The following is a 26416-nucleotide window of genomic DNA, read 5'->3' on the forward strand; positions in this document are numbered from 1 at the left end:
CGCAATTACCCTAGCCCTGTCATGTAATGCAGGGCTTTATAACATCACACCAAAAAAGTGCATATTTTATAATTACTCCCCCAATTTGGTGCCTCAACCAAACTAGGTATTAAAGAAATAATAGTAAATATCTGATTTATATTCATAAAATATTCAATAAACAATTGGCATACTTCTTCCTTATATTTAATTGTCATTAGTTACACCAAGGAAAAAAATTATGTCTAATTTATACAACACTCTTTATTTTTTATGGCGCTTAGATATCACAGTGTGGCAAGTTAATGAGCCAACAAATACGCATACCACCAGTGAGAAAGAGCGTATCTACTCGCGTTAAAACTATTTTTGAACAGACTTTGCAAGCTAAGTCATAGCGTTGTATTGTAAAAGACTATTTAATTGGTTAGTGGAACGTGTATGCATGCTTTAGAAGTTAATTTTGACGGCTTAGTCGGCCCTACTCACAACTACGCAGGTTTGTCGTATGGAAATGTTGCCTCGTTAAACAACGCGGCGAGCTTTTCAAATCCGCAAGAAGCAGTATTGCAGGGCTTGGCTAAAATGAAAGCCATGCACGATAAAGGCTTAACCCAAGGGGTATTTGCGCCTCATGCTCGCCCAGATTTAAATGTATTGCGGCGTTTAGGGTTTACTGGCAACGATGCACAAGTCATTAATAAAGCCTTTAAAGCCGATCCTATTTTATTGCGCGCTTGTTACTCTGCCTCAGCCATGTGGACCGCTAATGCAGCCACCGTATCGCCTTCACCTGATACTAACGACGGCAAAGTACACTTCACTGCGGCTAATCTAAATAATAAATTTCATCGCTCTTTAGAGCCAAACACCACTACACGTTTGCTCAAAGCAATGTTTAATAACGAACAATACTTTGCACACCATTCACATTTGCCTGAGCAAGGTTTTTTTGGTGATGAAGGCGCAGCAAACCATACTCGCCTGTGCGACAGCCATGGTGAAACCGGGCTAGAATTATTTGTATTTGGTGCAAGTGCCTTCAACAGTCAGCTTGTTAAACCCGTTAAGTTCCCTGCAAGGCAAACTTTGGAAGCGTCTGAAGCCATTTGTCGATTGCACAATATAAAAGATACCAGCCAAATACTATTACAACAAAACCCTGATGTGATTGACCAAGGGGTGTTCCATAATGATGTAATCGCGGTGGGTAACGCTAATGTTTTATTATGCCATCAGCAGGCGTTTTTAAATCAAACGCAAGCATTAGACGATATCCGCGAAGCCTATGTAGGTAACAAACAGCTTTATATTATTGAAGTGCCAACCAGCAAAGTGAGTATTCAAGATGCCGTTAGTAGCTATTTATTTAATAGCCAACTGGTTAGCCTTAGTGACGATAAAATGTTGCTCGTTGCCCCACAAGAATGCCAGCGTAATCCTGCTGTAAAAGCGTATATTGAAGAAATGATTATTGACGATAACCCCATAAATCAAGTGCAGTTTTTTGATTTACGCCAAAGCATGCAAAATGGCGGCGGACCTGCTTGTTTGCGTTTACGCGTGGCGCTTAATAGCCAAGAATTAGCAGCGGTAAATCCTGAGGTTATTTTAGATGAGCAAAAGTACACCCAATTATGTGATTGGGCTACGCGCCATTACCGCGATAAACTCGGTGCTAACGATTTTGCCGATCCAGCGTTATTAACCGAAAGTTATCAAGCGCTTGATGAGTTAACCCAGTTACTTAGCCTAGGATCGGTATACCCATTTCAACTAGAAGCTTAATTGCTTTCGGCTACTAGGGTTTGCAAGCTTACTGCAAACCCTACATCCTTAATGTCCTAATAAAATTGATTCAATGTAGGTTAAGTTTTTGTATCTATACTTGGTGATACTTTAAAGTATTTGGAAACCTAACATGAACTTAAAATCAACATTACTCAGTAGCGCCGTCTTATTAGCATTAACGGCTTGTGGTTCATCAAATGATGACTCCCCTATTACTCCTACCGATCCGCAAAAATCAACGTTCAGTTTAGGAATTTCAGATGCGCCAGTAACCGGCTTAAAAGCGGTTAATGTAGTTTTTGACTCTATCACCCTTCGTTCACAAGGTGGCGAAGATTTTAGCTTCGAAACCCGTGAAGCCAGCGATTCAACCAAAGCTGAAATGGTTAACTTATTAGAGTACACCGGCGATGATGTTTTTGGCTTACTAGAAGGCGAAGACGTACCTGCAGGTGAATACTCATGGATACGTGCCGACGTGATAAATGGTGATATAAACAACCTAACTGAAACTTCGCATGTCGTTTATGAAGATGACAGCACTGCACCGTTAATTGTAAATAGAAAAGGCAATGACGGAATAGGCGAAATTCAACTTGATGGTTTTACCCTTAATCAAACAGACAATACTTTTGTACTTGAGTTTGATCTTAAGAAATCACTAGTTGCGCCACAAAATGGGGACGAAATAGTATTAAAGCCGCGCGGAGTACGTCTTGAAAACCTCGCGGAATCACAAGATATTAGAGGCACAACTAGCGAATCGCTGTTCGCCAATTGTGAAACCGATAATATAGATGTTGCCGCAGAAGATGGCTCATTTGGTCATGCTGTTTATTTGTATAACAGTGATGTAGAAGTACCCCGTGATAATTACGAAGTAAACGAAGATGAAACCCCTGTAGACGCGCCATTGGCTACTGCAAACGTGGAACTAAACGCACAAACTAGCCAATATGAATTTGAACTGGCATTTATTACACCTGGCGATTATCAGCTAGGTTATACCTGTAACGCACATATTGATGATGCCGAACTACAAGATGAAGCGTTTACCCTATATCAAGTTAAGCCGGTAGCGGTTATAGCCGGTGAAGATACCGAAGTGACATTTGATATTGCTCAGTAAGCATCAACTTTATAAATTCTAGCCCGCACCTGCGGGCTTTTTGTTTTGGAGGAACTATGACACAGAAAGTAATTTTAATTACCGGCGCATCGAGCGGCATTGGCGAGGCAACCGCTAAAACATTAGTTAATAATGGCCACAAAGTGATCTTAACCGCACGCAGCAAAGATAAACTCAATAAACTAGTTGACGAGTTAGGCCATGAAAATGCATTTAGCGTTTCAGCCGATGCCACTGCATTTAATGAACTTGAGAATGTAGTGAGTAAAGGCGTTGAAAAATTTGGCCGATTAGACGTAGCATTCGCTAACGCCGGCATGGGTGTGTCATCACCTGGTACAGAGAATGGCGATCCTAAAGAGTGGTCAGCCATGGTTGACCTTAATATTAAAGCATTGCTTTGGACTGCTAAACTCACTTTGCCTCATTTACGTGAAAACCAAGGACATTTTATTTTAACCAGCTCTGCAGCAGGACGAAGACCCATTGATGGCTCTATTTATGGTGCCACTAAATGGTTTGCTCATGGCTTTGGTCAAAACCTTGCGGAAGAAATGAAACCTTGGCATGGCCGATGTACAACCATAGCCCCAGGCATGGTGAATACACCATTTTTTGATGAAGCAAAACCAGATAAGCTCGACCCTCAAGACGTGGCCGATGCCGTTTTGTTTGCCATTGAAGCTAATCAGCGTAATAGCGTACGCGAAATCTATTTAATGCCCACCAACTAATAATAAAATATAAAGGCCAATATTTATTGGCCTTTACTATAAAAGTGCTTACCTGTGCTTTGTCCAAATCACTATCTATTCAATCAATAAAAAATCACTTATTGAAACGCCGCTTACCATGCTAAATCACAACTTTATGTCTATTATATAAAGAAAGTAATTCAATAACTGGAACCCATTTAATGGCTCCCAATAAAACTAATAATATGCCAGCTCATCAATATGTTACTAATGACCCGTTGCATCAACTTTTTGATGCTGTCGATTCTATTTCAGTACAAGGTTACGATGAGCAACGACGTGTTATTTATTGGAATAAAGGCAGCGAATTACTTTATGGGTATACACACCAAGAAGCCATTGGCAAAAAACTCGAAGATTTAATTATACCCGCGCCAATGCGAGAGCCCGTTATTAAAGCGCATAGTAATTGGATTAAGTATGATATTGAAATTCCCGCATCAGAACTCATACTCAGCCATAAAAATGGCAATGATGTAGCCGTATTTTCAAGCCATGTTATGTTTACCAATCAGTACAATACCAAACAAATGTACTGTATTGATATTGATCTGTCTGAGGTTCACAAAGCACAAGCAGAAGCCGTATTTAATGCCACCATGCTCAAAACTTTATTTGAGGCAATTCCTGATTTATTTTTTGTACTAGAGCAAAATGGCACTATTACTGACTACCATGCAAATAATGAAAACGATTTATATATTTCACCTAACCAGTTTATTGGTAAAAAAATGGTGGATGTATTACCTGAAAAAGTAGCGCAAAAGTTTCAGGTTCATATAGAAAAAACGATAACACAAGACAGTATGGTCAGTTTTGAATACGAATTAAGCATGCCTGAAGGCGTAATTTATTACGAAGCGAGATTGCGTTTACTGCCGAAAAAAAACCAAATTATGGTGATTATTCGTGATATTAGCGAACCACACCGCTCCGCTGAACTAATTCGTCATCAGGCCCACTTTGATAGTTTAACCGATTTACCTAATCGCTTTTTATCTCTAGACCGCTTATCACAAATATTACTGGAAGTACAAAAGAGCCACGAAAAAGCCGCGGTGTTCTTTTTAGATCTTGATGACTTTAAAAAAGTGAATGACTCTTTAGGCCATGAAGTGGGCGATGAACTATTAATTGCGGCAGCAGCAAGATTACAGCAAACACTTAAAAAAAGTGACACAATAGGCCGATTGGGCGGCGATGAGTTTATTGTTTTAATATCCAATTTAAATGATGAAAACGATGCTTTAGCGATTGCTGAGCGGTTACTTCAAGCATTTAGGAAACCCTTTAAACTTGTAGGTAGAGACTTAATACTGACATTAAGTATTGGGATTGCTATTTCCCCTAAGGATGGCACCTGCGCCTCGGTGTTGTTACGAAATGCCGACACCGCTATGTACCAAGCAAAAACCATGGGGCGAAACACGTCCTCTTTTTTCACCCCACAAATGAACGTCGCCATGCGCCGCCGCTTTGAAATAGAAGAGCAAATGCATGGTGCACTGGAGCGTAATGAATTTGAGCTTTATTACCAACCACAAATAGATGTAAAAACAAACACCATCGTTGGCGCTGAAGCCTTGCTTCGTTGGCATAATATAGTGTTAGGGGAAATCACACCAGATGAGTTTATCCCAATTGCAGAGCAAACCGGCTTAATTACGCCTATTGGTGTATTTGTTCTTCAACAAGCCTTACGCTTTTTAAATGAATGGCAATCAATTAACAAGCAAAACTATACCATGGCGATTAATTTATCACCGCGCCAATTCAGAGACCCTGAACTGGTCAATATAATTAAACACACTCTGCATAAAAATAGTATTAATAATGAATGTTTAGAGCTGGAAATTACCGAAGGGGTGCTGATGAATAGCCAAGCGTCAATTCATGATGCCTTATTGCAAATTGATGAGCTGGGCATAAAACTGTCAATGGACGACTTTGGCACAGGGTATTCATCATTAAGTTACTTACGAGAATACCCTTTTGATGTGCTAAAAATTGACCGCAGCTTTATTACTGGCATAACAGATAACAAGGCAGACTGTAATTTAGTGAAAGCGGCCATAGCTATGTCACACAGCCTAGAAATAAAAGTAGTGGCTGAGGGGGTAGAAACCAAAGAGCAGCTAAATTTACTCAACGAGCTAAACTGCGATATTGCTCAAGGATTTTATTTAAGTAAGCCCTTGCCGGCCGCCAAGCTGCTCAATTTTTCATTGCGTTACTTAAAAGCACTTTAAAAGTGCTTTTATAGTTATGTTTTAGCTCATGATTTTAAAGAGTAAATCGCGAACAGTAGCGGGCTCAAACGGTTTGTCACATATTGCGTCCACACCCGCTTGAGCAATATTAGCTAAATGGGTATCGTTAGCTTCTGAGCTCACCATCAAGATTGGAATATGCGAGTACGCATTCGATTGCCTTACCGTTTCAGTTAATTCTTTACCATCCATTTCTGGCATATTGTAGTCAGTAACAATTAAATCAAATGATTGGCTGTTTAACATTTCAATTGCTTGTTTACCGTCTTCGGCCTCTACCGGTGCTGGAATTCCCATCCCCGCTAGCACTCGTATTATGTGTTTTCGTGCAAAACGGCTGTCATCAACTACAAGCACTCTAAGAAGCGTCACATCAAAGTGCTCTAGTTCCACTTCTTGCTCGCTAATAATATCTAAAGTCGCTTTAAGCGCTCGGGTTATTTCGTCGGCACTAAACGGTTTAGGTAAAATCGCTAATACCCCCGATTGCCTAAGTTGCTCTAAATGGCGCTTATTACGCTCGCTCGATACCAACATAAATGCCTGTTGCTCGGTATTACTATTACTGCGTATTGCCTGTAATAAAGAATCAGCTGTGCCATCACTTAAGTACATGCTGCTGATGACTAAATCAGGGTGATAATTTGATAAAGCAGCCAGCGCGTTTTCTTGAGTGCTGGCCGTTTCAATTTGTGTAACACCGCACTGAGCCAGTGATTTTTTTATTAGCTTTTGTTGAACTTCAGAAGGCTCAACTAATAAAATAGATAAGTTGGCTATTGCCGTTAAATCACTCATTTCAATCCTGTTAATATTAATTCTATAATTTTTATAACGCTCATTATAAAGTAATAACTTACAAGAAAAAGCTAAAACAGCAACAAAACAGCTTGTTTACCTAAACTCAACACACTCAGCTTAAAAACGGTAGTTTAAGCCCGCATAATAACGTCTTCCCGAATAGCTTGAGTTTAATAACCGAGACTCAGTGTCATTACCTAGGCGCTTTACCGACTCAGATTTAGTTAAATTAATAACTGCAGCGGTCAAACTCAAATCCTCTAATAAATTAATCGAAGCATTTACATCAACTTGCTCGTATGGGTCTTGGTATACATTTAAGCCGCTATTTAAACCCAACACAGTTTCACCGCGTTTATTATAAGAAGCTCGAATATTAAAGGCATCTCCCTCATAATATATCGAGGTATTGTATTGATACTTAGCACTGCCTATTAGTGGCGATTTACCAAACTCTTTACCATCCACTTCTACATCGGCTTTATTGGTTTTGTTATAAGTGTAGTTTGCATAAAAACCAAAACCACTATCAAAGGCATGCTGTATAAATACTTCCGCCCCTTTAGATATGGCATCAGTGCCATTACCTACTGTGCTATATGGCGATACAGTAATATTTCCTGCCTCAACTATGCCCTCTTTACCAGCAAAATCTTGTTGTACATCAATGACTAAGGGTACAACAAAATTATCAACAGTTTTATGAAACAGTGCTAAACCAATGGCAGAGCCTTCGCTGTAGTAATATTCAATAGATAAATCAGCTTGCACCGACTCAAATGGCTTTAAGTTTTTATTACCGCCACTGCCACTAAAACCCGGAATTTCATTAAACTCAGCTCTATCGTCTGCCCACTCATCTGAGACAAACGTAATGCGTTGTTGTGCGCCTAAATCGGCATAATCAGGTCGTGACATCACTTTAGCAACCGCGCCTCGTACCACTACATCATCACTTATATCCCAAGCAATATTAAAGCTAGGAAGAATTTGAGTATCGGTACTCTCTTGAGTAATAAGTTGATAGTCTTCAACAAATCGATCATCTCCGGTTACCGGCTCGCCGCTGTCATCATCAGTATGATCTAATAAATAAGTATATAGGTCGGTTGATGATGTCATGGTTTTCGTGCGTACAACACGTACCCCTAAATTACCGCGCACGCTATTAAACTCAAAGTCACCTTGCAGATAAAACGCCGCTATTTGCTCTTCAATATCATAAATAAAGTTATCTTCTTTGCGTGTATACGGCACATAATGACTGGTCACAATGTCACGATATTTTTGCCAATCAATACCGGGCATTTGGTTTATATTAAAACCACCAGCAATGTTACCTTCGTTAATAAACACGTCTTGTGCTAGTGGCATACCGTTGTTCCACTGATAACTGTCAAAACGTGTGATCCCCCCCTCGCTGGCTTCTCCTGCAGCAATATCAAAATTAGGATCTAAAAAGAAGGTATTACCGGTTTCGCGATGCAACGTAGCTTCTCGGTACTTTACGCCGGTTTTAATTGTTCTTAAAATTCCCCAATCGGTATAAATATCAAAGTCAGCTTGGTAGTAATCTTCTTCGAGTTCACTGCGCACAAAGCTTGAATTTGACGAGCCTGGATCGCGCCCACCGCCCACACCATTTAGTAAGTTAACTAGCGTATTAGGGTCTATATTTAAACTAATATCGTTTTCATTAATTTGCCAACCCGCTGTTTGCGATGCATTTTCTATACGGCTTTCATTTTCACCGGCGTTTGAACTTTTATACGCCGCTTCCCAACTCTCCTTTGGCCCGCCTTCAGAGCGCGTATTGCCCGCCACAAAACGGGCTTTAAAATAATCGCCTTCATAGGTTAAATTAAAATCGAAGGTGTCTGAGGTCGACTCTTCACGCACATAACGGCCTCGCATCCATGGCAATTGCATATCATTCTCTGCGCCACTCGCAGCTGCATCAAATTGCATCCCATTGATAATAGTGCCCGACTCATCCAAACTTACATCGGTTAAAAAGTCAGGATTTAAAGACCATTCAGGTATATCAATCACCGACTCTGTTCTATTTTTATCAAGTGAAAATCCAAAATAGTTAAAGCCAATTTCAACACGGCTGGTTGGGCGCCACTGCGTGCTAAATTGCACCCCTTCTCGCTCACGTAATTCGTTTACAATTGAGCCACGAACCACTTGAGGAAACCAAACATCGTTATAATTATTACCCTGAGCATCACTTATTGAACCCCACTGATTATTATTATCAACCAGCTCGCCATTGGCATCTACCGGGTTATCACCGGCAAAGCGCCATACGTTTGCATCTGTGCCTCCTGAGAGAGTTCGGTTAGTGCGTTTTTGTGAGGTATAACCAAACAACATGCCAAAGGTATCAGCCTCGTTCTTCCAAGAATAAAGCGCGGTTAACTGCGGCTCAGACTCTTCAGTCACATCGGCATAGGTGCTTTCAATGTTAATTACCCCAGAGTTTGCCTCCATGCTCAGCGGTTTGCGGCTATGCATTAATACTGTACCGCCAACGCCCCCCTCATCTAAACGCGCTTCTGGCGATTTATACACTTCCACGCTTTCAATCATGGCTGAGGGCAGTAATGCATAATCAAATGAGCGAGACGGCTCACCTGGTGATGACGCAATAAAATTACCATTTAGCTGAGAAAAGGTTAGCTCAGATGATAACCCCCTAATACTTACCGATGAGCCTTCGCCTCCGTCACGGTCAATCACCACGCCAGGTACGCGTTGTAATGAATCAGCGACATTTTTATCAGGAAACTTACCAATATCTTCTGCTGTTATGGCATCAACCACAGAGCTCGATAAACGCTTTATATCTAAATTAGCCGCCATACTGGAACGAATACCACGCACCTCAATGACTTCCATATCTTTGCTTTTTAATGTTTTATCTTCTGCTTCATCAGCATATGCATGATTGACAACAGATAGAATAGACACGCATAGCGTTGATTTAATAAAAAGTGGAAGAGAGTGATGTGCAGCGTGGGTTATCCGATGAGCGGTCATAGTTTTAACAGTTCCATTTAAAATACAGTTAATACTTAAAGATGAGCGTACCGGCTAAAGCTGATACGAAAAAAGTAGCTGCATTTTACACAACCAAACTTAATAGTTTGTTAATGTAAACTGATAAGCAACTGAATAAACTATCAAAAAATAGTCAATTCGAATAAAGGTAGGAAGTTAAGCAGCAAAATTGCTATTTAGCTGCTTATTAAATGAGCATAAAAAAGGAATGACGCGATTAAACAGCAATACACCGTTATTTTTTATCACTAATAGCCTGAATATAATAGCCTAAACTCGCATGAGAAAGTTCTCCCATATGACTGGTAACTAACTCACCTTGGCTATTATAAAACAAAGTGGTTGGTAAGCCCGCAGCACCTGATTCGCGACTCACATTACTACTTTGATCAAAAAACACATGATTTAGGTCGAGTTGCTGTTCATCAAGGAACGCTTTTACCGTGTGTAAGTCTTCGCCTTGATTGACAAATGCCACCGTGATATTCGGGTTATTTTTTTGAGCCGCTTGCAGTACCGGCATTTCTTTTCGACACGGCGGACACCACGACGCCCAAAAGTTAATCACCACCGGCTTACCTTTGAAGTTTTGTAAGTTAACTTGCTGCCCTTGAATATTATGCACAACAGACTGCGGTAACTGCACACCCGTTTGGTAAATAGACAGCGCAAAATTAGGAATAATCATTGAACAAAAACCAACAAACCCAGCAATAGCATAGTTTTTCATTACCGCTTTTTTACCACGTGCATAAAATGCTAAAACCACTATACCGCTGAGCCAGCCATAATAACCAATAAAGCCGCCATCGCTAATATTAAAAAGCTGCCACCAGTTACCTTGATAGGCATCCCACATAGTAAGCACAAACGCTAAACGCGAGACTAAAAAGCCCACCACAATTGCTTTAAAAACAGTGTCTAAAATCGCTTTTTGTAATGGATGTTGGCGTGTTAATAAATAGGTAAGCCCCCAAAAAATGCCTAACCCTAAAAAAATGATCAACTGAGAAATGGAAATAACTAAAGGCCCAAGAGAAATACTTAACATTTTACGACTCGAATCAATACAATTAATCGGTATGTTACACAAAGGCACAATTAAACCAATCATAATTTCCTTTTTACCCCTAACTCATTGCAAATCCGGTTCTCATATTTAAATACAAATAAATTAATAAAATTAAGACGCTAGCAAAAAATGTAAATGGATGGTTGTAAAAAAACAATTTTAGCTTTGACAATATAAATCCCCGAGTGGTATGTTGGTATAACAGGTTGATGGTATGCTTTAACTGCATCATTGTTGCGTTAAAGTATTTCAAGGTAATTCATTTATCTGATTAAAAATAAACATATAAAAAATATAAATATTACTTGGGGATATCATGATGAAATCAAAAACGTTTGCTAAGACACTACTGGCGATAAGTATTGCGTCTCTAACTACCGCTGCAGTTGCTGCTGATGAGCAGGACATCAAAGTAAATGCAAAAGTTGAAAAAATAATTGTTACTGGTTCACACATTAGCAAAGGTGATTTTGAGTCCGCCTCACCCGTTAAAATTTTAGACGCAGATGACATCGAAGGCGTAGGTGCAGTCAATGTTGGGGATTTACTGGCTAAAATACCTTCAGTTGTTGGAGACACCACCTCAGCAAGCTCTAATATCAGTGAGCAAGACTCTGGTTTAAATACTGTCGCGTTGCGTAATCTAGGTTCATCACGGACACTGGTATTGGTTGACGGCAAGCGCTATGTATCTGGTATGTCAGTAGGGTCTGGCTATGGTGTAGACTTAAACACAATCCCCACAACCATGATCCAAAGTATTGAAGTACTTACTGGCGGCCAATCTGCCGCTTATGGCTCTGATGCCGTTGCCGGTGTCGTCAATATTATCCTCAAGAAAAATTTTGATGGCGTTGCATTTAAAGCACAGGCAGGACAAAGTAGCGAAGGTGATAAGAACACCACTGATATTGAGTTTTCTATTGGTAAAAACTTTGATGACGGCAATGCATGGTTATCTTTGGGCTACTCAGAAGACGATGGCTTAATGGCAAGTGATCGTGATTACTCTCGTGTACACAAAGATGCTGTAGATACTGATGGTGATGGTATTAGAGATACCTCTGCTTACGTTGGTTCATCGCATGTTTTTGGCGGCCGTATAGATAAATATAACGGTGATGGCAGCTTATTCACTCGTACTGACGATCCGGCCACCTCTGATGCGTTTAACTTTCATGATTATCGTTCAATGATAGCACCACTAACACGGCATTTTGTTGCCAGTGGTTTATCTCTTGATCTAAGTAATAAATCACGTATGAACTTCACTGCTAATTACGCTCGTGTAGATTCTCGTGCACGTTTTGAACCAATCCCTCTAGATACACGAAATGATATTTTTAAGCTCTCTAAAGGAGGCTCTACGGGTATAGATATCGCCAGCCATCCTTGGTTTGCTGGAACAGAACTTGGCAATAACTTACTTGCAGATGGTATAACAAATCTTGATGATGCAAGCTTAACGTTCAGACGTCTTTATGAGTTTGGTGATCGTGGCGCTGAAAATACTCGAAGCACATTTAGAGTTGCTGGTGAATATGAATACGATATATCTAATGATATTTATTTAACCGTCAGTGGCACCTATGGCGTTACTGATCAACAACAAACTAACCATGGTGATATAAACCTAGACCGTGCTCGCTTTGCCTTAAATGTAGAAGACGATGGCGCAGGTGGTAATCAATGTGCAGATGAAATTGCACGAATTAATGGCTGTGTTGTATTTAATCCATTTGCTCTAGATGGTATTTCAGCTGAAGCAGTCGAGTACTTAGCGGCTGACACTAACCTTGAGGGCAGTATAGAGCAAGTGGTTGTTACCGCTATTTTGGCCGGTACACTCGATTATGCAATTAGTGATAACGTTGACAACATCGGTTTTGCGGGTGGTGTTGAATATCGTGAAGAGAAAGGCCATGAAACTCCTGATCCATTACGCCAAGCTGGTATTGTACGTGGCGCGGCAATTGCCAAAACAAGCGGCTCTTTTGACGTTGTTGATGTGTTCGGTGAATTACATATTCCGTTACACGAAAAACTAAGTCTATCAGCAGCTGTCCGCTTTGGTGATTATTCATCGGTAGGCAGTACGACAAATTGGACATTAGGATTAGATGCGCCTATTTCAGATAGCATACGTTTACGTGGTGCTTTAGCAACAGCGGTACGTGCACCTAACGTAAGCGATTTATTCGCTGGCGGAACGGCCACCGCAGCACTAGTTACCGACCCTTGTGATGGTATTACTAATACTGATAACGGGAATATTGCCAGTAACTGTCGGTCAATAAATGCAATCCAAAATCGTATTGATAGCGACGGCGCATTCAATTTAACCCAAGTAGAACGCCAAAATACCTCAGGCTTATTAAGCGGCTCTACCGATGTTAAAGAAGAAAAAGCAGATACGTTCACAGCCGGTATCGTATTTACTCCAGAATCATTTTCTGGTCTGCAAATGTCGCTCGATTATTACGATATTGAAATAGATGATGCGATTGCAAAAACTGACCGAACCGTTATTTTAAATCGTTGCTACTCTGCAGATCCAAGTGACTTTGACGCTAATTGTGGTGGCTTAGTACGACGTGACGGACGCTCAGGTGCAGCCCTTGAAGTAAACGCAGCCTCAGGCAATGAGAACTTAATTGAAACCAAAGGGCTTGATATTGATGTGTCATACATGACCGACTTAGGTGATGGTGACTTATACGTAGGTTTTGCTGCAAATATTTTAGATACTTACAGTATTACAGGCCTTGAAACAGGTGACAAACAAGAACTGGCCGGTGAAGTATTATTTCCAGAGCTACGCTTTAATATAAATGCTTCATACACCATCAATGACTTCAATGTTTATTGGCAACTACGTTATTGGGATGAAGCTAAAGACCGTAACGACAATACAGTTCTCACTGAAGAGCTTAACTCTATTGACTCACAAGTTTATAACGATGTTCGCTTTAGTTATAACCTTACTAATCAAATTAACGCTTACTTTGGTATTACTAACCTATTTGACGAGCAACCTCCTCACTTAACCGCAGGTCATAAATATCAGCAGCAAGGTACGCTTACAAATGGCACCGCTTATGATTTAGTCGGCCGCGCTTATTATGCTGGGGTTAAGTTGAATTTTTAATTTTAACAGTAACTTAGCCAATAATTTGATATTTAACGTATCAATTTAAGAAGGGCTGAATTTTCAGCCCTTTTTCTCAACTTCAGCAAAAACCGAGAGCCCTCTCATGAGAACCACACTAATAGCCGAGCAACTGTTTGATGGTAAAACACTATATGAAAATCACCCTATCAGTATTGAAGATGGCAAAATCATTGCGTTTGATACCATTAAAGGCGCCATTGAGAATAAAGTAAGTGGTTTATTAACTGCCGGATTTATTGATACACAAGTAAACGGTGGCGGCGGTTATTTACTTAATCAAGACACCAATTTACACACTTTAAAGGCAATGACTAACGCGCATGCTAAATTTGGTACCAGTAGCTTGCTCCCTACCTTAATTACCAGCGATGTTAATAAGATAGAGCAAACAGCAAACTTAATAAGCACTGCTTTAGCACAAAATACACCCGGCATTATTGGTGTTCACTTTGAAGGGCCGCATATTAGCGAGCCAAAAAAAGGCATTCACAGTAGCCAACAAATTCGCGGTATAAGTCAGCAAGAATTAGATATTTATTGTCGTGACGATTTAGGTATTAAAGTCGTTACTCTCGCACCTGAAAGTGTCGACTGTGACATTATCAAAACCTTAGTTGCAAGTAATGTACACGTTTGCCTAGGGCACTCAAATGCAACGTTTGCACAAACACAAGCGGCATTAGCAGCCGGTGCTAGCGGCTTTACTCATTTATTTAACGCAATGTCTGCACTCGAGTCACGCGAGCCAAATATGGTTGGAGCAGCCTTGCTCGATGAGCAGAGCTGGTGTGGGCTTATTCTCGATGGTCATCATGTACATCCAAGCACAGCCAAATTAGCCTATAAAGTCAAAGCTGCACATAAAATGATGTTGGTTACCGACTCAATGTCGACCATAGGTAGTGAACAAACACATCTTGAATTTGATGGTCATCAAATAAGCTTAACCGGCGATAAACTAACTAGCAATACCGGTCAATTAGCGGGCTCTGCATTAAATATGATCACTGCAGTAAATAACGCTGTAAAAATGCTAAATATCCCATTTATCGATGCGCTTAAGATGGCCAGTTTATACCCTGCCCAATTCTTAGGTATTGCCGATTGTTACGGGCAATTAGCTGTTGGTTCAAATGCCGATTTAACCCTACTTTCTTCAACACATTCGTCGCCACATGTTGTAAATACATGGATCAGCGGCAGAGCAATATTTTAAAATTTCAGAGGCTTACTATGAATAAATTAACAGGACTGATCGCCGCCCCTCATACCCCGTTTGATGAAAATGGAGATGTTAACTTACCGGTTATTGATCAATTAGCAGAATTAATTATTAAACAAGGCGTTGAAGGCGTTTACATTTGTGGCACTACTGGCGAAGGCCTTAATTGCTCTGTTGACGAACGTAAAGCAATTGCACAGCGTTGGGTAAGTGCAGCAAAAGGTAAATTAAGCATTACAGTTCATACCGGCGCACTCTCAATTGTAGATACGCTAGCACTGACCAAACACGCTGAAACACTAGATATTTTTGCGACATCAATTATTGCGCCTTGCTTCTTCAAACCTGGTTCTGTTGATGATTTAGTCAATTACTGCGCGAGCGTTGCAGCAGCAGCTCCTAGCAAAGCCTTTTATTATTATCACTCAGGCATGTCGGGCGTGATGTTTGATATGGAGCAGTTTTTAATCAAAGCCGACAAGGTTATTCCTAATCTTGCAGGGATTAAATTTAACCATGTTGATTTGTACGAATTTCAGCGCTGTAAACGCGCTTGCGATGGTAAATTCGATATTCCATTTGGTGTTGACGAGTTTTTACCCGGTGGGTTGGCTGTCGGCGCGATTGGTGCTGTAGGCAGTACCTATAATTATGCTGCACCACTTTACCTCGATATTATTGACGCTTTTAAACGCGGTGACCAAGAGACAGTCACTGCCCTGATGGATAAAGTAATTAGTATTATCCGCCCGCTAGTGCAATACGGCGGTGTTGCAGCTGGTAAAGCCGCTATGCAACTACATGGCATTGATGTGGGTAACCCTCGTCTACCAATACGCGCATTAAGCGAGCAAGAAAAACAAGATGTTGTGACCAAAATGAGCCACGCAGGTTTTATGGATCATCAACCGTCATAAAGACTTATTAAAGCGCTGCATACTAAACTTAAGTAAGCAGTCACTAATAAATTTAATATCTCCCTATGAGCCGCATAAATGCGGCTATTTAATAAGCTAATAAGTTAAACTTATTCAATATTCATCCCCGTTTATTGGCTAAACCCGCATTGTAAATAACTTACCGATATGACTAGGTAATCCCATTTACTAGCTTCAAATTAAAACAAAAAGGCAATGCAGTACAAAGTACTCAACATTGCCTTTATTTAATAACTATTTATTATTAATATAGATATCGTTAGCTAAACTTTATTGTTGCAGCTGAGCCATCTCTAAATTAATGTATATTACCAACAGCCCCATAGGTTAAGCATCCAATCATAACGAACAAAAACGTTCGAATAATGGTGGTGACATGGCCAACGACCTGATCTTAAATATCGATTAGAAATTGAATGCCATATATTGATTACTTTTCAGTATTATGTGTGACTTTAGCGCTGTATATATAAGGGCTACGCTGTACGGCTTTTACTTCACCTGATACCCAATATAGGGTGTCTTGATATTGCGCAGTTTGGAGGGGCCCGGCACCACCAGCAAAGGGGACAAGCTGTTTGAGTGCTGACCAAGTACCGCTTTTTAAATCAAATACGATTTGTTTACGGTTAAACTTAAATGCAGCTACTGACATAGAAAAGTACTGTTGTTTAAATTGCGCTAACACTTGGCCTTGCAATGTTGTTAATTTTAATACTGCGTTATCAAATATTTGCTTGTTTACACCGCCTAAAAATAATATTTTATTTTTGGTTAAACGCAGGGCACTACCTCCGGCAAGGGTGACGTCTTTATTATTCAGTTGGGTATTGGGTAATGCATGCCAACTCGCTGTGCTGTAATCAAAAGCATAAGCGTCTGTGAGTGCAAAATTATGCGAGGTTGCTTGCGGATTGAACCCACCAAATAACATAAACTCATCGTTTATACTTATCGCCGGAAATTGCGTACGCGCAATGGCGGGTAATGCAGGTATGTCAGTGTCACATCGCGCACTGACAAAAGAAAATTTACAGACCTGATTTGAAATTTTACCATCTACATTACCTGCAAATAGATATAAAAAACCATCATGTATGTCGGCTGCACCATCAGACCAAACAAATGGCAGTCTAGCGACTATTTGGGTTTGAGGTATGTGATTTTCATCTAGCGTTAACTCTATAACCGTGTCGTACGTCTGTTGATTATTTTTACCGCCCACCAAAAGCAAGTGGTTGTTTTTAGTTACTGTTGCGCCATAACCCATTGCCATAGGCAGCTTAGAGGTAGCCACTAACTTAAATTGGTTGTCACTAATATCGTATACATAAATAGTGTCATGGTAATATTTGCTAGCACCATCAAAGTAAGGGTGCCCATAAGGGAAATTAGCCCCTCCCGCTATAACTAAATATGAACCAATTACACCGATATAGGCTGCTGATATTCCCGTCGGTTCTCCTTTTTGAGTTGAAAGTGGTAGTGAAGCCACTTTCGACCAGTTAGCAATCACACTATCTGTTTTAGCCTCAAGTGGCACACTAAAAAAACCACTTAACACTAAGCAACTAAGCCACATCATTAATCGATGCATACCATCCTCACTATTTAATTAAAATGAAAAAAACCTAATCTAAGCGATTAGGTTTTTTTAAAAAAAGTGAATTAAAACTTATATTTAAGACCAACAAAGAATTGACGACCAATGATGTCGTAAGCCCTTGGCTCAGTGTTAGTACCTGCAGCAGAACCGGTTACAGTGCCTCGAGGAATAATATCCGGTTCTTCATTAAACAAGTTATTGGTTCCTGCATACACATTAAATGACTCATTAAAGCTATATGATGCACGTAAATCTACGTAATAAACTGAATCCAATGTATTTATGTCATCAGATAGCGTTTGATTAACATCATTATTTACATCATTTTGTGTTTCATCACGAAAGGTAACTTGAGCAAATAAATTAAAGTCTTCAGTCACGTTATAAGTCGTGTTAAAGGTATATCTAAATTCAGGGTAAAGTACTTCGCCCTTATAGTCGCGCTCAACGCCCGATTTACTTGTTGTCACATACTCATCTAAGTAAGATGCAGATAAACCCAAGTCTAACTTATCCATGGTGTAAAAAACTTCAACGTCTACGCCACTTGTTCTAACTTCACTTTCATTAATTGCCTTGGAGGTAATATTTAAAATAGGGCCGTTAACAGCACGCACCACATTACCATTACACGATGCGTCAAATTCAGTTGGCGACACATCGTAACAACGATTAATGATCTCACCAGCACCTACATTTAAAATTGCATCTTCAATTTCAATAGAGTAATAATCTAAAGAAACCGAAAGTGAATCAATTGGCGTGAATACCGCACCTAAGGTATATGTATCTGCTGTTTCTTCTTGTAAGTCTTCAGAGCCCATTTTTAAGAAGCGTTCATTCTGACTTTCAGAGCCTACCAGTGTAAACGAGCCATCTGATGCGATACGTTGTGCAATAGAATCTATTGAGCGACAGTTATCAGCTACATTACCTGTAGAATTTGCAGTTACCCCATCACACACATCATGACCACCAGTTGCACTTGCAGATCCTGCAGCGTAAAGGTCATTAACATTAGGTGCTCTTACCGCACTAGAAAGGCTTGCACGAAGACGCACGTAATCATTAATTGGTGCATCAATTCCTAAACGATACGTTGAGGTATTGCCAATTGACGAATAATCACCAACCCGCATCGCCAAACTTACATTAAGCCAATCATAAACGGGTAATAATACTTCACCAAAAGCCTCATAAGAATAAAAGCTGCCTTTTGTTGGAAACACTTGTAGTCTTCGAGTGATACCTGCTTGACGGAACGCATCAGGCGTTTCTGCTCCCTCTTCTTTGCGGTATTCAATACCTGCAGCAAAACCGATAAACTCATCATTAAGAGTAAAAGGTAACTCACCAGATAAAACACTATTTACTACATACTGTTTAATAACCCCGGTTTGACCAGTAGAAATACCAATATAATCAACTGCCTCATCAGAAAAACCTGTCACACCCGCTAAACCTAACTCACTGTCAGTTGTGCCAAATGGGTTAATAGGCACACATCCTTGCCATCTATCTGTAGCATCTGCACATTGATAACCACCATTGCCATCTTCTTCAATATTCAAAGCCGAGCGAAGTGCGACTAAATTTACATCGCCACTGTTTTTCTGTACTTGATTAGTTGTGCCATATACTGCTGAGGTGCTTAATAAGAGACCACTATCAAATTCATAATCTAAATTACCCGCAATGCGAAAAGTGCTACGATGATTTTCTACGCCTAAATTATCAAACTCAGCTAAACGTCTAAAAGTATTTACCCGATCTAATGACGTTCCACCCGACGCTTGTAAAGCCGGTAATAATTGACTTTGCGCACTGCTACCATTAAAAAATGGACTATCAGCAACATCAATTCCCGTCACTCCCCCTCGGTTAACAGCAAATACATCATTTACTATACTCAAAGGTGCAGTTTCAATATTGGTAGAAGAGTTTACTTCAGAATAATTAATTTCAAGCTCAGCAAATACTTTATCTGAAATATCAAATGTCATGCCTGCTGCTGCATATTGTCGCTTATAAGGTGCAATCGCTTTTCGATAAAAAGTTTGATTATAAAAATCACTCTCACCATCAAGCTGCCCATCTGCGGTTATTTTTGGCGCAAATTGGCTAAACTCATCACCGTTACCAAAAATACTCACATCAGCAAACTGAAATGCGCCACCATCTACGTGCATTGGTCCGTTTCTAACACGCAATGTTTCACGCAGACCATCACCGTCTTCATCATGCACATTAATACTATTTCTTGAAAAATCTCTGCCCCTAGCCATTAAATCATCTTGATTAGCAAGGCCAACAGAAAACCATGCATTACCAGAATCAAAGTTTTTGCCATAAGTAAAATCTATGTTTTGTCTAGCTGCGCCACCTTCATCTGAATCAGCACCAAACACATTAACCTCAACACCTTCAAAATTCTTTTTGGTAATAATATTTATTACACCTGCAATTGCATCAGAGCCATAAATTGCAGATTGGCCACCGGTTAGTACATCAACTCGTTCAATAATCGAGGTGGGAATGGAATTTAAATCAACACCATAGCCATCACCTGCGGATGTACCCGACACATATCGACGGCCATTAACTAATACAAGCGTTCTCGCTGTGCCTAAATTTCTTAATGACGTGGTACTAATACCTGAACTGCCACCGCCATCGCCATTATTCGATGCATCATTAGTACCGGCAGTTACTGAAGGTAATCGGCTCAATGTATTGGAAATTGAAATAGCAGCCACCCCTTCAATAGCTTCTTTACCTAGCTCAACAACCGGTGAAGACGAACTAAAATTGGCACTGCCTTTAAAAATATTTGAGCCAGTAACGTTAATACGCTCAATATCTTTTTTTGACTCTGACTCTTGCGCAATAACTTGCGAGCTTAATACGGCTGCAATACAGACCGATAAAGCGGATAAGTGATGCTGAACTTTATTTTTTTTCATGGTTTTCTCTCATTATAACAATGTAATATAACTAGGTGAATAAATATTATACAGTCAACCTATCATACCAGTACACCTTCAACAAGATTTTAATTAACATTTAAATCACATTAAATAAATAATTTGGTTATATGAAAATAAAAGTAAGCACTTAATAACTGCAAAAACATTTCATTTATTGCTCAAAAATAAGCCAAGCAGTAATTGCTCAACGAACAATCTTTGGATTATTTTTAATTTTTTTATTTAATAAGGGGCTTACATGCTAAAGCAGACATGAAAATATGCGTAAAATACACATTACTTTTGAAGTACACTGGCTTTGAAATTACCAGCCTTTATTATCTGCAACTCCGTATAAATTATCTCTTTTAGCTGCTCCCAACTCCGCTGATTTTTTGCAAAACCAGGAAACATCGTGAAATGATCATCTTCTTTTAAAATGTGCAGCACCACTTTACTCAAGCAAGCGCACTCTATAAAACTCAAGGCTTGGTTTATATTTACTTCTTTATCCATATCACCATGAACGATGATATACCTAACATTGGCATCGACTAGCTGAGCAGGATTACTGTTTGCCACACTTGTTTTTATATTATTGTTTTTGTTTAACAATTTACTTACTTGCTCTGGCTGTCCTAAGTCTTCTGCACGTCTTAAGTCTAGGACTCCAGCAATTGAAATCACCGACTTTACTGTTAAATAGTTCGGCCTATACAAAATCGAGCATGGATTAATCATAGCCCTCGATGCTGCCCACGTTGCTAAATGCCCACCTGCAGAGTGGCCAATAAGTGTCACGTTGCTTAAATCAAGTTTATGCTGTTCAGCTAAACTTGATAAGAAATCGACCCCTTCGCCAACATCGTTCAGTATGCTTGGCCATGGCGCTGTTACATTAGCCCCTAGACTATTCATCCTTCGATATTCTAAATTCCAAATAGCGATATTGAAGTCTTTTAAATACTCAACAATATGCTTCGTTGGGTAAGTGTCTAAGCTGTGGTTATCTTTCCAATATCCGCCATGAATCACAATAACCACAGGTAAATAATGATTGTTTTTTGGTCTAATTAATTGGCCATATTGCTGCGAATCGTCACCGTATTTATATATATTCACTTTTAAACCTATCTATTAATTTAAAAAATCAGTAGTTGTGTTAACCATACACCACTGGTATAACAGCTACACCACAATACATCAAATGCTTAGTTCTACAGAATAATAATTAGGCTAATAAAAATTGATTATGCTCTGCTGCTACCGCTTTACTACAACTAAAGGAATTAATATGGACATACTTTCAGGCGCATACGCATCTGTTCCCGCTGACTCAAGTTGGGATCAGCAAACCGAGCAACTTTTCTATAAAACATTAAAAGAAGACGTCGCTATTAGTGGGTTGGAAATTCCATTTTCGGGGCAGCTCAACAGGTTTGGTAATGAATGGTTTTATGCACAGTTAAATTCAAATTGGCGCAGTGTAATTACCTGTATCCCAGGGACAATGGCCGAACTTAGTAAAGATCCCTATTTTGGTATTGCTTCAGACAATGAAGTAGGCCGAAGTAAAGCCATTAAATTTTACCAACAAGCGAATCAACAAATTCAACAGTTCAATAGTTATTTTAATAAACAAATGGTTACCCATGTTTTAATCCATAGTGCACCGACAATTAATGAGCAAGTCCCCTCTTCAGTTCGCGCCTTAGTTAAGTCGCTTAACGAATTACAACAATGGGATTGGCATGGTGCTAAACTAGTAATTGAACATTGTGATGCTCAAGTAAATACACAACACAGTGAAAAGGGGTTTATGCGCATTGAAGATGAGATTGATGCTATCACAACGGTTAATAAGCATGCTAAACAGAGGCTCGGCATTTCTATCAACTGGGGACGCTCGGCAATAGAGGCTAAAAGTTGTAATGGTCCTGTAGAACACATAAAGCAGTGTATTAAGGCTGATTTATTAACTGGGCTTATATTTTCAGGTGCCAGCGACACTTCTGATGTTTATGGTGTATGGAAAGATAGCCATATGCCACCTCAATTCAATGACTTTGATTGTATAAATAATCGAGACTCTGTGTTAAATGAAGAACAAGTTAAACGCTGTATGCAATTACAAGCAGGCACGAAATTAGACTTTGTCGGCTGTAAAATATCATTACTTCCTAATAAACAATCGTTAGCAACCAGAATAAAATATATACAAAAAACGCTAGCAATGATAAAAGACTGCATTAATTAAACTTTCCCTTAAATAGGTATATTTTAGGTAGAGTTAGCGAAATAATCGCGCTATGGTACAATAGGTAAATAACCAAATAGTTGATAGGTTTTTAAATGACATTAAAAGTTACTCGCCCAGTTGAACGAAAAAAATTATCTGAAACCGTTGAAGAAGAACTCGAGCGGATGATCAGGCAAGGTGAAATCGCAGAGGGTGATGCCTTACCATCAGAAAGAGAGCTTATGGCTGCTTTTGGTGTTGGTAGACCATCAATTAGGGATGCACTCGCAGCACTTGCACGCAAAGGTCTTGTAAAAATAAGTAGTGGCGAAAGAACCCGGGTTACCCGCCCATCCGCAGATACAATAATTGCTGAACTATCAGGGATGTCTAAAGACTTTTTGGCTCAACCAAATGGTTTAAAGTATTTTGATCAGTTAAGACGTTTTTTTGAGTCAAGCTTAGTAAGGCATGCAGCAGCATCAGCAACACCGAGCCAAATTAAAGAACTCGAAGAAGCGCTAGAGTTAAATGGAAAGTCTATCGAAAATGATAGTCAATTTAGACGGACCGATATTTATTTTCACCGTGTGATAGCCTCTATACCTGGTAACCCCATCTTTTTAGCTGTTCACCAAGCCTTAATGGATTGGCTAATTGACTCGCGTCCAGATCGCATTAATACCGCGGAATTAAATAAAAAAAGTTATGATGATCACGTGGCTATTTTTGAGTGTATAAAAAATGGTGATGTCGAGGGCGCAGATGCGCAACTTTCAGCTCACATAGACTATGTTTTTGATAATTATTATGGCTGATATAAGTACACTTTATAAATTAAAAAAAGGCTAATTTTAGCCTTTTTTTGTATCTTAAATGTTAAAACAATGGATTTATGCCAAACCTAGTGGTATAACAGGTATACACTACAAACAGGTATACAGTTGCACTATGAGAAAAATAATTACATTTTTATTGCTTCTAGCATCAAGCCATTCATTTGCGCAAACACAGTTAAACTGGGACCCCATAAAGGGGGGAGCTGAACACTTAACAGTAAATAAAAATACAGTTTACTTCGCAAATAATGACTCGGTATTTATTTCAAATAGTCATTACAACAAACTGATTAAACTCGATCTGACAAACAATAATGTTATCTCACTGCTCCCCCTTAGTCCGACTGAGGGTAATAGAGCTGCAGCAATAACTCTGCAATATGGCAAGAAAACGTTTATTTTAGGGGGGAAGTTAGATTCGATTCAATCGACCTTGGTAAATGTGTTGCATTGGAATGAGTCATCTAAAAAATTAGTGTCCTCTCAGTTTACTAACTTACCGCGTCCACTCAAGCAGATCAGTGCACAAATATACGAAGGCAATTTATATTTAGCTGGCTTCGATCAACAATGGTATTTTTTTAAGATTGCAGTTGATGGCGAACAGCGTAATTGGACTCAGCTCAGCAGTGATATATTTACATCAAGTAGGACTCGTCAATTAAAGTTAGCAATACAAAATGATGGAAATAAAGACCGAATTTATGCCATTTCTGAAAACTATTCATCTAAAAGTTATGACGCTAACTCAGCGCTATTTATGCATATATTTAACCCTGACACCAATACTTGGGCGCCCATCGTTAATCGTACAGCTAGCCAACTTGTTGAGACGAACTCGTTAATTTATGCTTCCGCTTTAGGCCAGTCTCATTTATTAATTATTACAAAAAATGGTCACGCTAAATCGTTTAATACCATCACAAAAGCCTGGTCAAGCTATGAAAGCTCAAATTATACATTTCATAACATAGTGGCTAATAGAGCGCATACTTATGCTCTAGTCACCGATACAAATACTGCTAAAACAACACTTGTCGAAGGCAAAATTAACAATACAGCTCGTGAATTTGGCTGGCAAAACATGCTGGTATTGGTAGTTTATTTACTATCTGTTGTCATGGTTGGTTTGTATTTTATGTTTAAAAACAAAAATACCGATGACTACTTTAGAGGGGGACAATCTATTCCTTGGTGGGCAGCAGCCTGCTCAATCTATGCCACCATGTTAAGCTCATTAACCTATATAGCACTGCCCGCCATTGTGTATCAAACAAACTGGATACTTCTGATTGGCATTTGGATGATTATTGCCGTTGCTCCAATAGCCATTTATGTTGCTATTCCATTTTTTAGACAACTAGATGCCACTAGCGCCTACGAATTTTTATCAAAACGATTCAATATGTCAGTACGCCTTTTTGCCAGTGGTTTATTCACATTATTTCATATTGGTCGAATGGGTATTGTAATGGCACTTACTGCGCTGGCTTTATCAGCAGTGACACCAATTAGTGCAACTGAGAGCGTGTTAATTATGGGCGTATTGTGCTTATTGTATTGCACTTTAGGTGGCGTAGAAGCGGTTATTTGGACCGATACGATTCAAACAGTAGTACTACTTATTGGGGCTGTAGTCTGTTTTTTTGTTATTATTGCTGGGTTAGATGATGGTTTTACAAGCTTTATTCAAATAGGCTTTGCAGATGACAAGTTTACCATTGTAAACACCGACTTTAGCTTTGAAAGTATTACCACTTTATCTATTTGGGTAATAATTCTGGGTGGCATTGGGCAAAACTTATCAAGTTATACGGCCGATCAAGCCGTTGTTCAAAGATACATGGTTACTAAAGATCCAGCTGCTGCTGCAAAATCTATTTGGGCCAATGCTATTCTTGCTGCCCCTGGCGCCTTATTATTTTTCTGTATAGGTACGGGCTTGTATGCGTTCTATCAACTTAATCCTGAAAAACTCGATCCGAGTATTCAAATAGACCAAATTTTCCCTACTTTTATTTCTAATGAGCTCCCTATTGGGGTAGCAGGGTTAATTATTGCCGGTATTTTTGCAGCTGCGCAATCAACGGTTTCAACTAGTATGAACTCAATTGCAACCACAATACTTACTGACTTTGTTAGGCCATTTAACTTCGTTAAAAGCGAGAAAGCTTATATGAGCCTAGCGAGAATTTTAACATTTGTATCGGGGGTTTTAGGCACGCTTGTCGGGCTTATATTTATTGACCCTGAAATCCGTTCACTAATGGAAGCTTACTTTAAAGTTATCGGTATGTTTATGGGGGCACTTGGCGGTATTTTTATACTCGGTGCATTGACCAAAAAGGCAAATTCGATTGGCGCTATTGTTGGCATTATTAGCGGAGTGAGCTTAATGATTTCAGCCTGGAAATATGGCTGGGCTAACGGCTACTTGTACGGGACGATTGGCATTCTAACCTGCTTAATTGTTGGCTACTTTGTTAGCTTACTATTTCCTGCCCACAATAAAGATTTAACCCGATTAACCTTGTTTACGATGAAAGACTAAGCAATATCAAGAGTGAAAGT

16 protein-coding genes are annotated in these 26416 nt (G+C 39.5%); 10 read left to right on the forward strand and 6 right to left on the reverse strand.

Annotated elements, in window-relative coordinates; genetic code table 11:
• Positions 1-420: 420 nt before the first annotated feature.
• The 4 genes from astB to ND6B_RS13270 all read left to right on the forward strand — a co-directional run bounded on the left by astB (position 421) and on the right by ND6B_RS13270 (position 5903).
• Complete coding sequence (gene astB / locus ND6B_RS13285; protein ID WP_028834248.1) at positions 421-1767, forward strand: N-succinylarginine dihydrolase; 1347 nt, start codon at positions 421-423, stop codon at positions 1765-1767.
• 133 nt (positions 1768-1900) lie between these two features.
• On the forward strand, positions 1901-2899 hold the full coding sequence (locus ND6B_RS13280; RefSeq protein ID WP_028834249.1) for a DUF4382 domain-containing protein: 999 nt from the start codon (positions 1901-1903) through the stop codon (positions 2897-2899).
• 56 nt (positions 2900-2955) lie between these two features.
• Complete coding sequence (locus tag ND6B_RS13275; protein WP_033102992.1) at positions 2956-3633, forward strand: SDR family oxidoreductase; 678 nt, start codon at positions 2956-2958, stop codon at positions 3631-3633.
• A gap of 182 nt (positions 3634-3815) precedes the next feature.
• Positions 3816-5903: a bifunctional diguanylate cyclase/phosphodiesterase gene (locus ND6B_RS13270; protein ID WP_033102993.1), complete on the forward strand. Its 2088-nt coding sequence runs from the start codon at positions 3816-3818 to the stop codon at positions 5901-5903.
• 21 nt (positions 5904-5924) lie between these two features.
• On the opposite strand, the gene ND6B_RS13265 is transcribed toward ND6B_RS13270, so the two are convergent.
• From ND6B_RS13265 to ND6B_RS13255, 3 genes are all read right to left on the reverse strand, one after another.
• On the reverse strand, positions 5925-6722 hold the full coding sequence (locus ND6B_RS13265; protein ID WP_024602757.1) for a response regulator transcription factor: 798 nt from the start codon (positions 6720-6722) through the stop codon (positions 5925-5927).
• Between the two features lie 120 nt (positions 6723-6842).
• Entirely contained in the window at positions 6843-9770 is a 2928-nt protein-coding gene (locus ND6B_RS13260; protein ID WP_033102994.1) for a TonB-dependent receptor, read from the reverse strand.
• A 256-nt stretch (positions 9771-10026) separates the two neighbouring features.
• Complete coding sequence (locus ND6B_RS13255) at positions 10027-10905, reverse strand: TlpA disulfide reductase family protein (RefSeq protein ID WP_235420449.1); 879 nt, start codon at positions 10903-10905, stop codon at positions 10027-10029.
• 274 nt (positions 10906-11179) lie between these two features.
• Here ND6B_RS13255 and ND6B_RS13250 point away from each other — a divergent pair, with 274 nt between their 5' ends.
• The 3 genes from ND6B_RS13250 to ND6B_RS13240 all read left to right on the forward strand — a co-directional run bounded on the left by ND6B_RS13250 (position 11180) and on the right by ND6B_RS13240 (position 16174).
• Positions 11180-14011 carry a TonB-dependent receptor plug domain-containing protein gene (locus ND6B_RS13250; RefSeq protein WP_051686686.1) on the forward strand — a complete coding sequence of 944 codons (2832 nt, stop codon included), beginning with the start codon at positions 11180-11182 and terminating at the stop codon, positions 14009-14011.
• Between the two features lie 106 nt (positions 14012-14117).
• The gene (nagA, locus tag ND6B_RS13245) at positions 14118-15251 is read left to right on the forward strand and encodes an N-acetylglucosamine-6-phosphate deacetylase (RefSeq protein ID WP_033102995.1); all 1134 of its coding nucleotides are present in this window, start codon (positions 14118-14120) and stop codon (positions 15249-15251) included.
• A 17-nt stretch (positions 15252-15268) separates the two neighbouring features.
• On the forward strand, positions 15269-16174 hold the full coding sequence (locus ND6B_RS13240; RefSeq protein ID WP_033102996.1) for a dihydrodipicolinate synthase family protein: 906 nt from the start codon (positions 15269-15271) through the stop codon (positions 16172-16174).
• 451 nt (positions 16175-16625) lie between these two features.
• Here the strand turns inward: ND6B_RS13240 and ND6B_RS13235 are convergent, their stop codons facing one another.
• The 3 genes from ND6B_RS13235 to ND6B_RS13225 form a co-directional block, all read right to left on the reverse strand.
• Positions 16626-17792 carry a kelch repeat-containing protein gene (locus ND6B_RS13235; RefSeq protein WP_033102997.1) on the reverse strand — a complete coding sequence of 389 codons (1167 nt, stop codon included), beginning with the start codon at positions 17790-17792 and terminating at the stop codon, positions 16626-16628.
• 71 nt (positions 17793-17863) lie between these two features.
• Positions 17864-20764, reverse strand: a complete 2901-nt coding sequence (locus tag ND6B_RS13230; protein ID WP_033102998.1) for a TonB-dependent receptor domain-containing protein — start codon at positions 20762-20764, stop codon at positions 17864-17866.
• 300 nt (positions 20765-21064) lie between these two features.
• Positions 21065-21889, reverse strand: coding sequence for an alpha/beta hydrolase (locus ND6B_RS13225; RefSeq protein ID WP_051686687.1), 825 nt, complete (start codon positions 21887-21889; stop codon positions 21065-21067).
• 172 nt (positions 21890-22061) lie between these two features.
• Here ND6B_RS13225 and ND6B_RS13220 point away from each other — a divergent pair, with 172 nt between their 5' ends.
• The 3 genes from ND6B_RS13220 to ND6B_RS13210 all read left to right on the forward strand — a co-directional run bounded on the left by ND6B_RS13220 (position 22062) and on the right by ND6B_RS13210 (position 26396).
• Entirely contained in the window at positions 22062-23024 is a 963-nt protein-coding gene (locus ND6B_RS13220; RefSeq protein ID WP_033102999.1) for a DUF4862 family protein, read from the forward strand.
• 95 nt (positions 23025-23119) lie between these two features.
• Positions 23120-23824 carry a transcriptional regulator NanR gene (locus ND6B_RS13215; RefSeq protein ID WP_008108685.1) on the forward strand — a complete coding sequence of 235 codons (705 nt, stop codon included), beginning with the start codon at positions 23120-23122 and terminating at the stop codon, positions 23822-23824.
• Between the two features lie 133 nt (positions 23825-23957).
• Positions 23958-26396, forward strand: coding sequence for a sodium:solute symporter (locus ND6B_RS13210; protein WP_235420450.1), 2439 nt, complete (start codon positions 23958-23960; stop codon positions 26394-26396).
• Positions 26397-26416: the final 20 nt, after the last annotated feature.

The sequence above is a fragment of the Pseudoalteromonas sp. ND6B genome (assembly GCF_000764215.1).
GTDB lineage: Bacteria > Pseudomonadota > Gammaproteobacteria > Enterobacterales > Alteromonadaceae > Pseudoalteromonas > Pseudoalteromonas tetraodonis.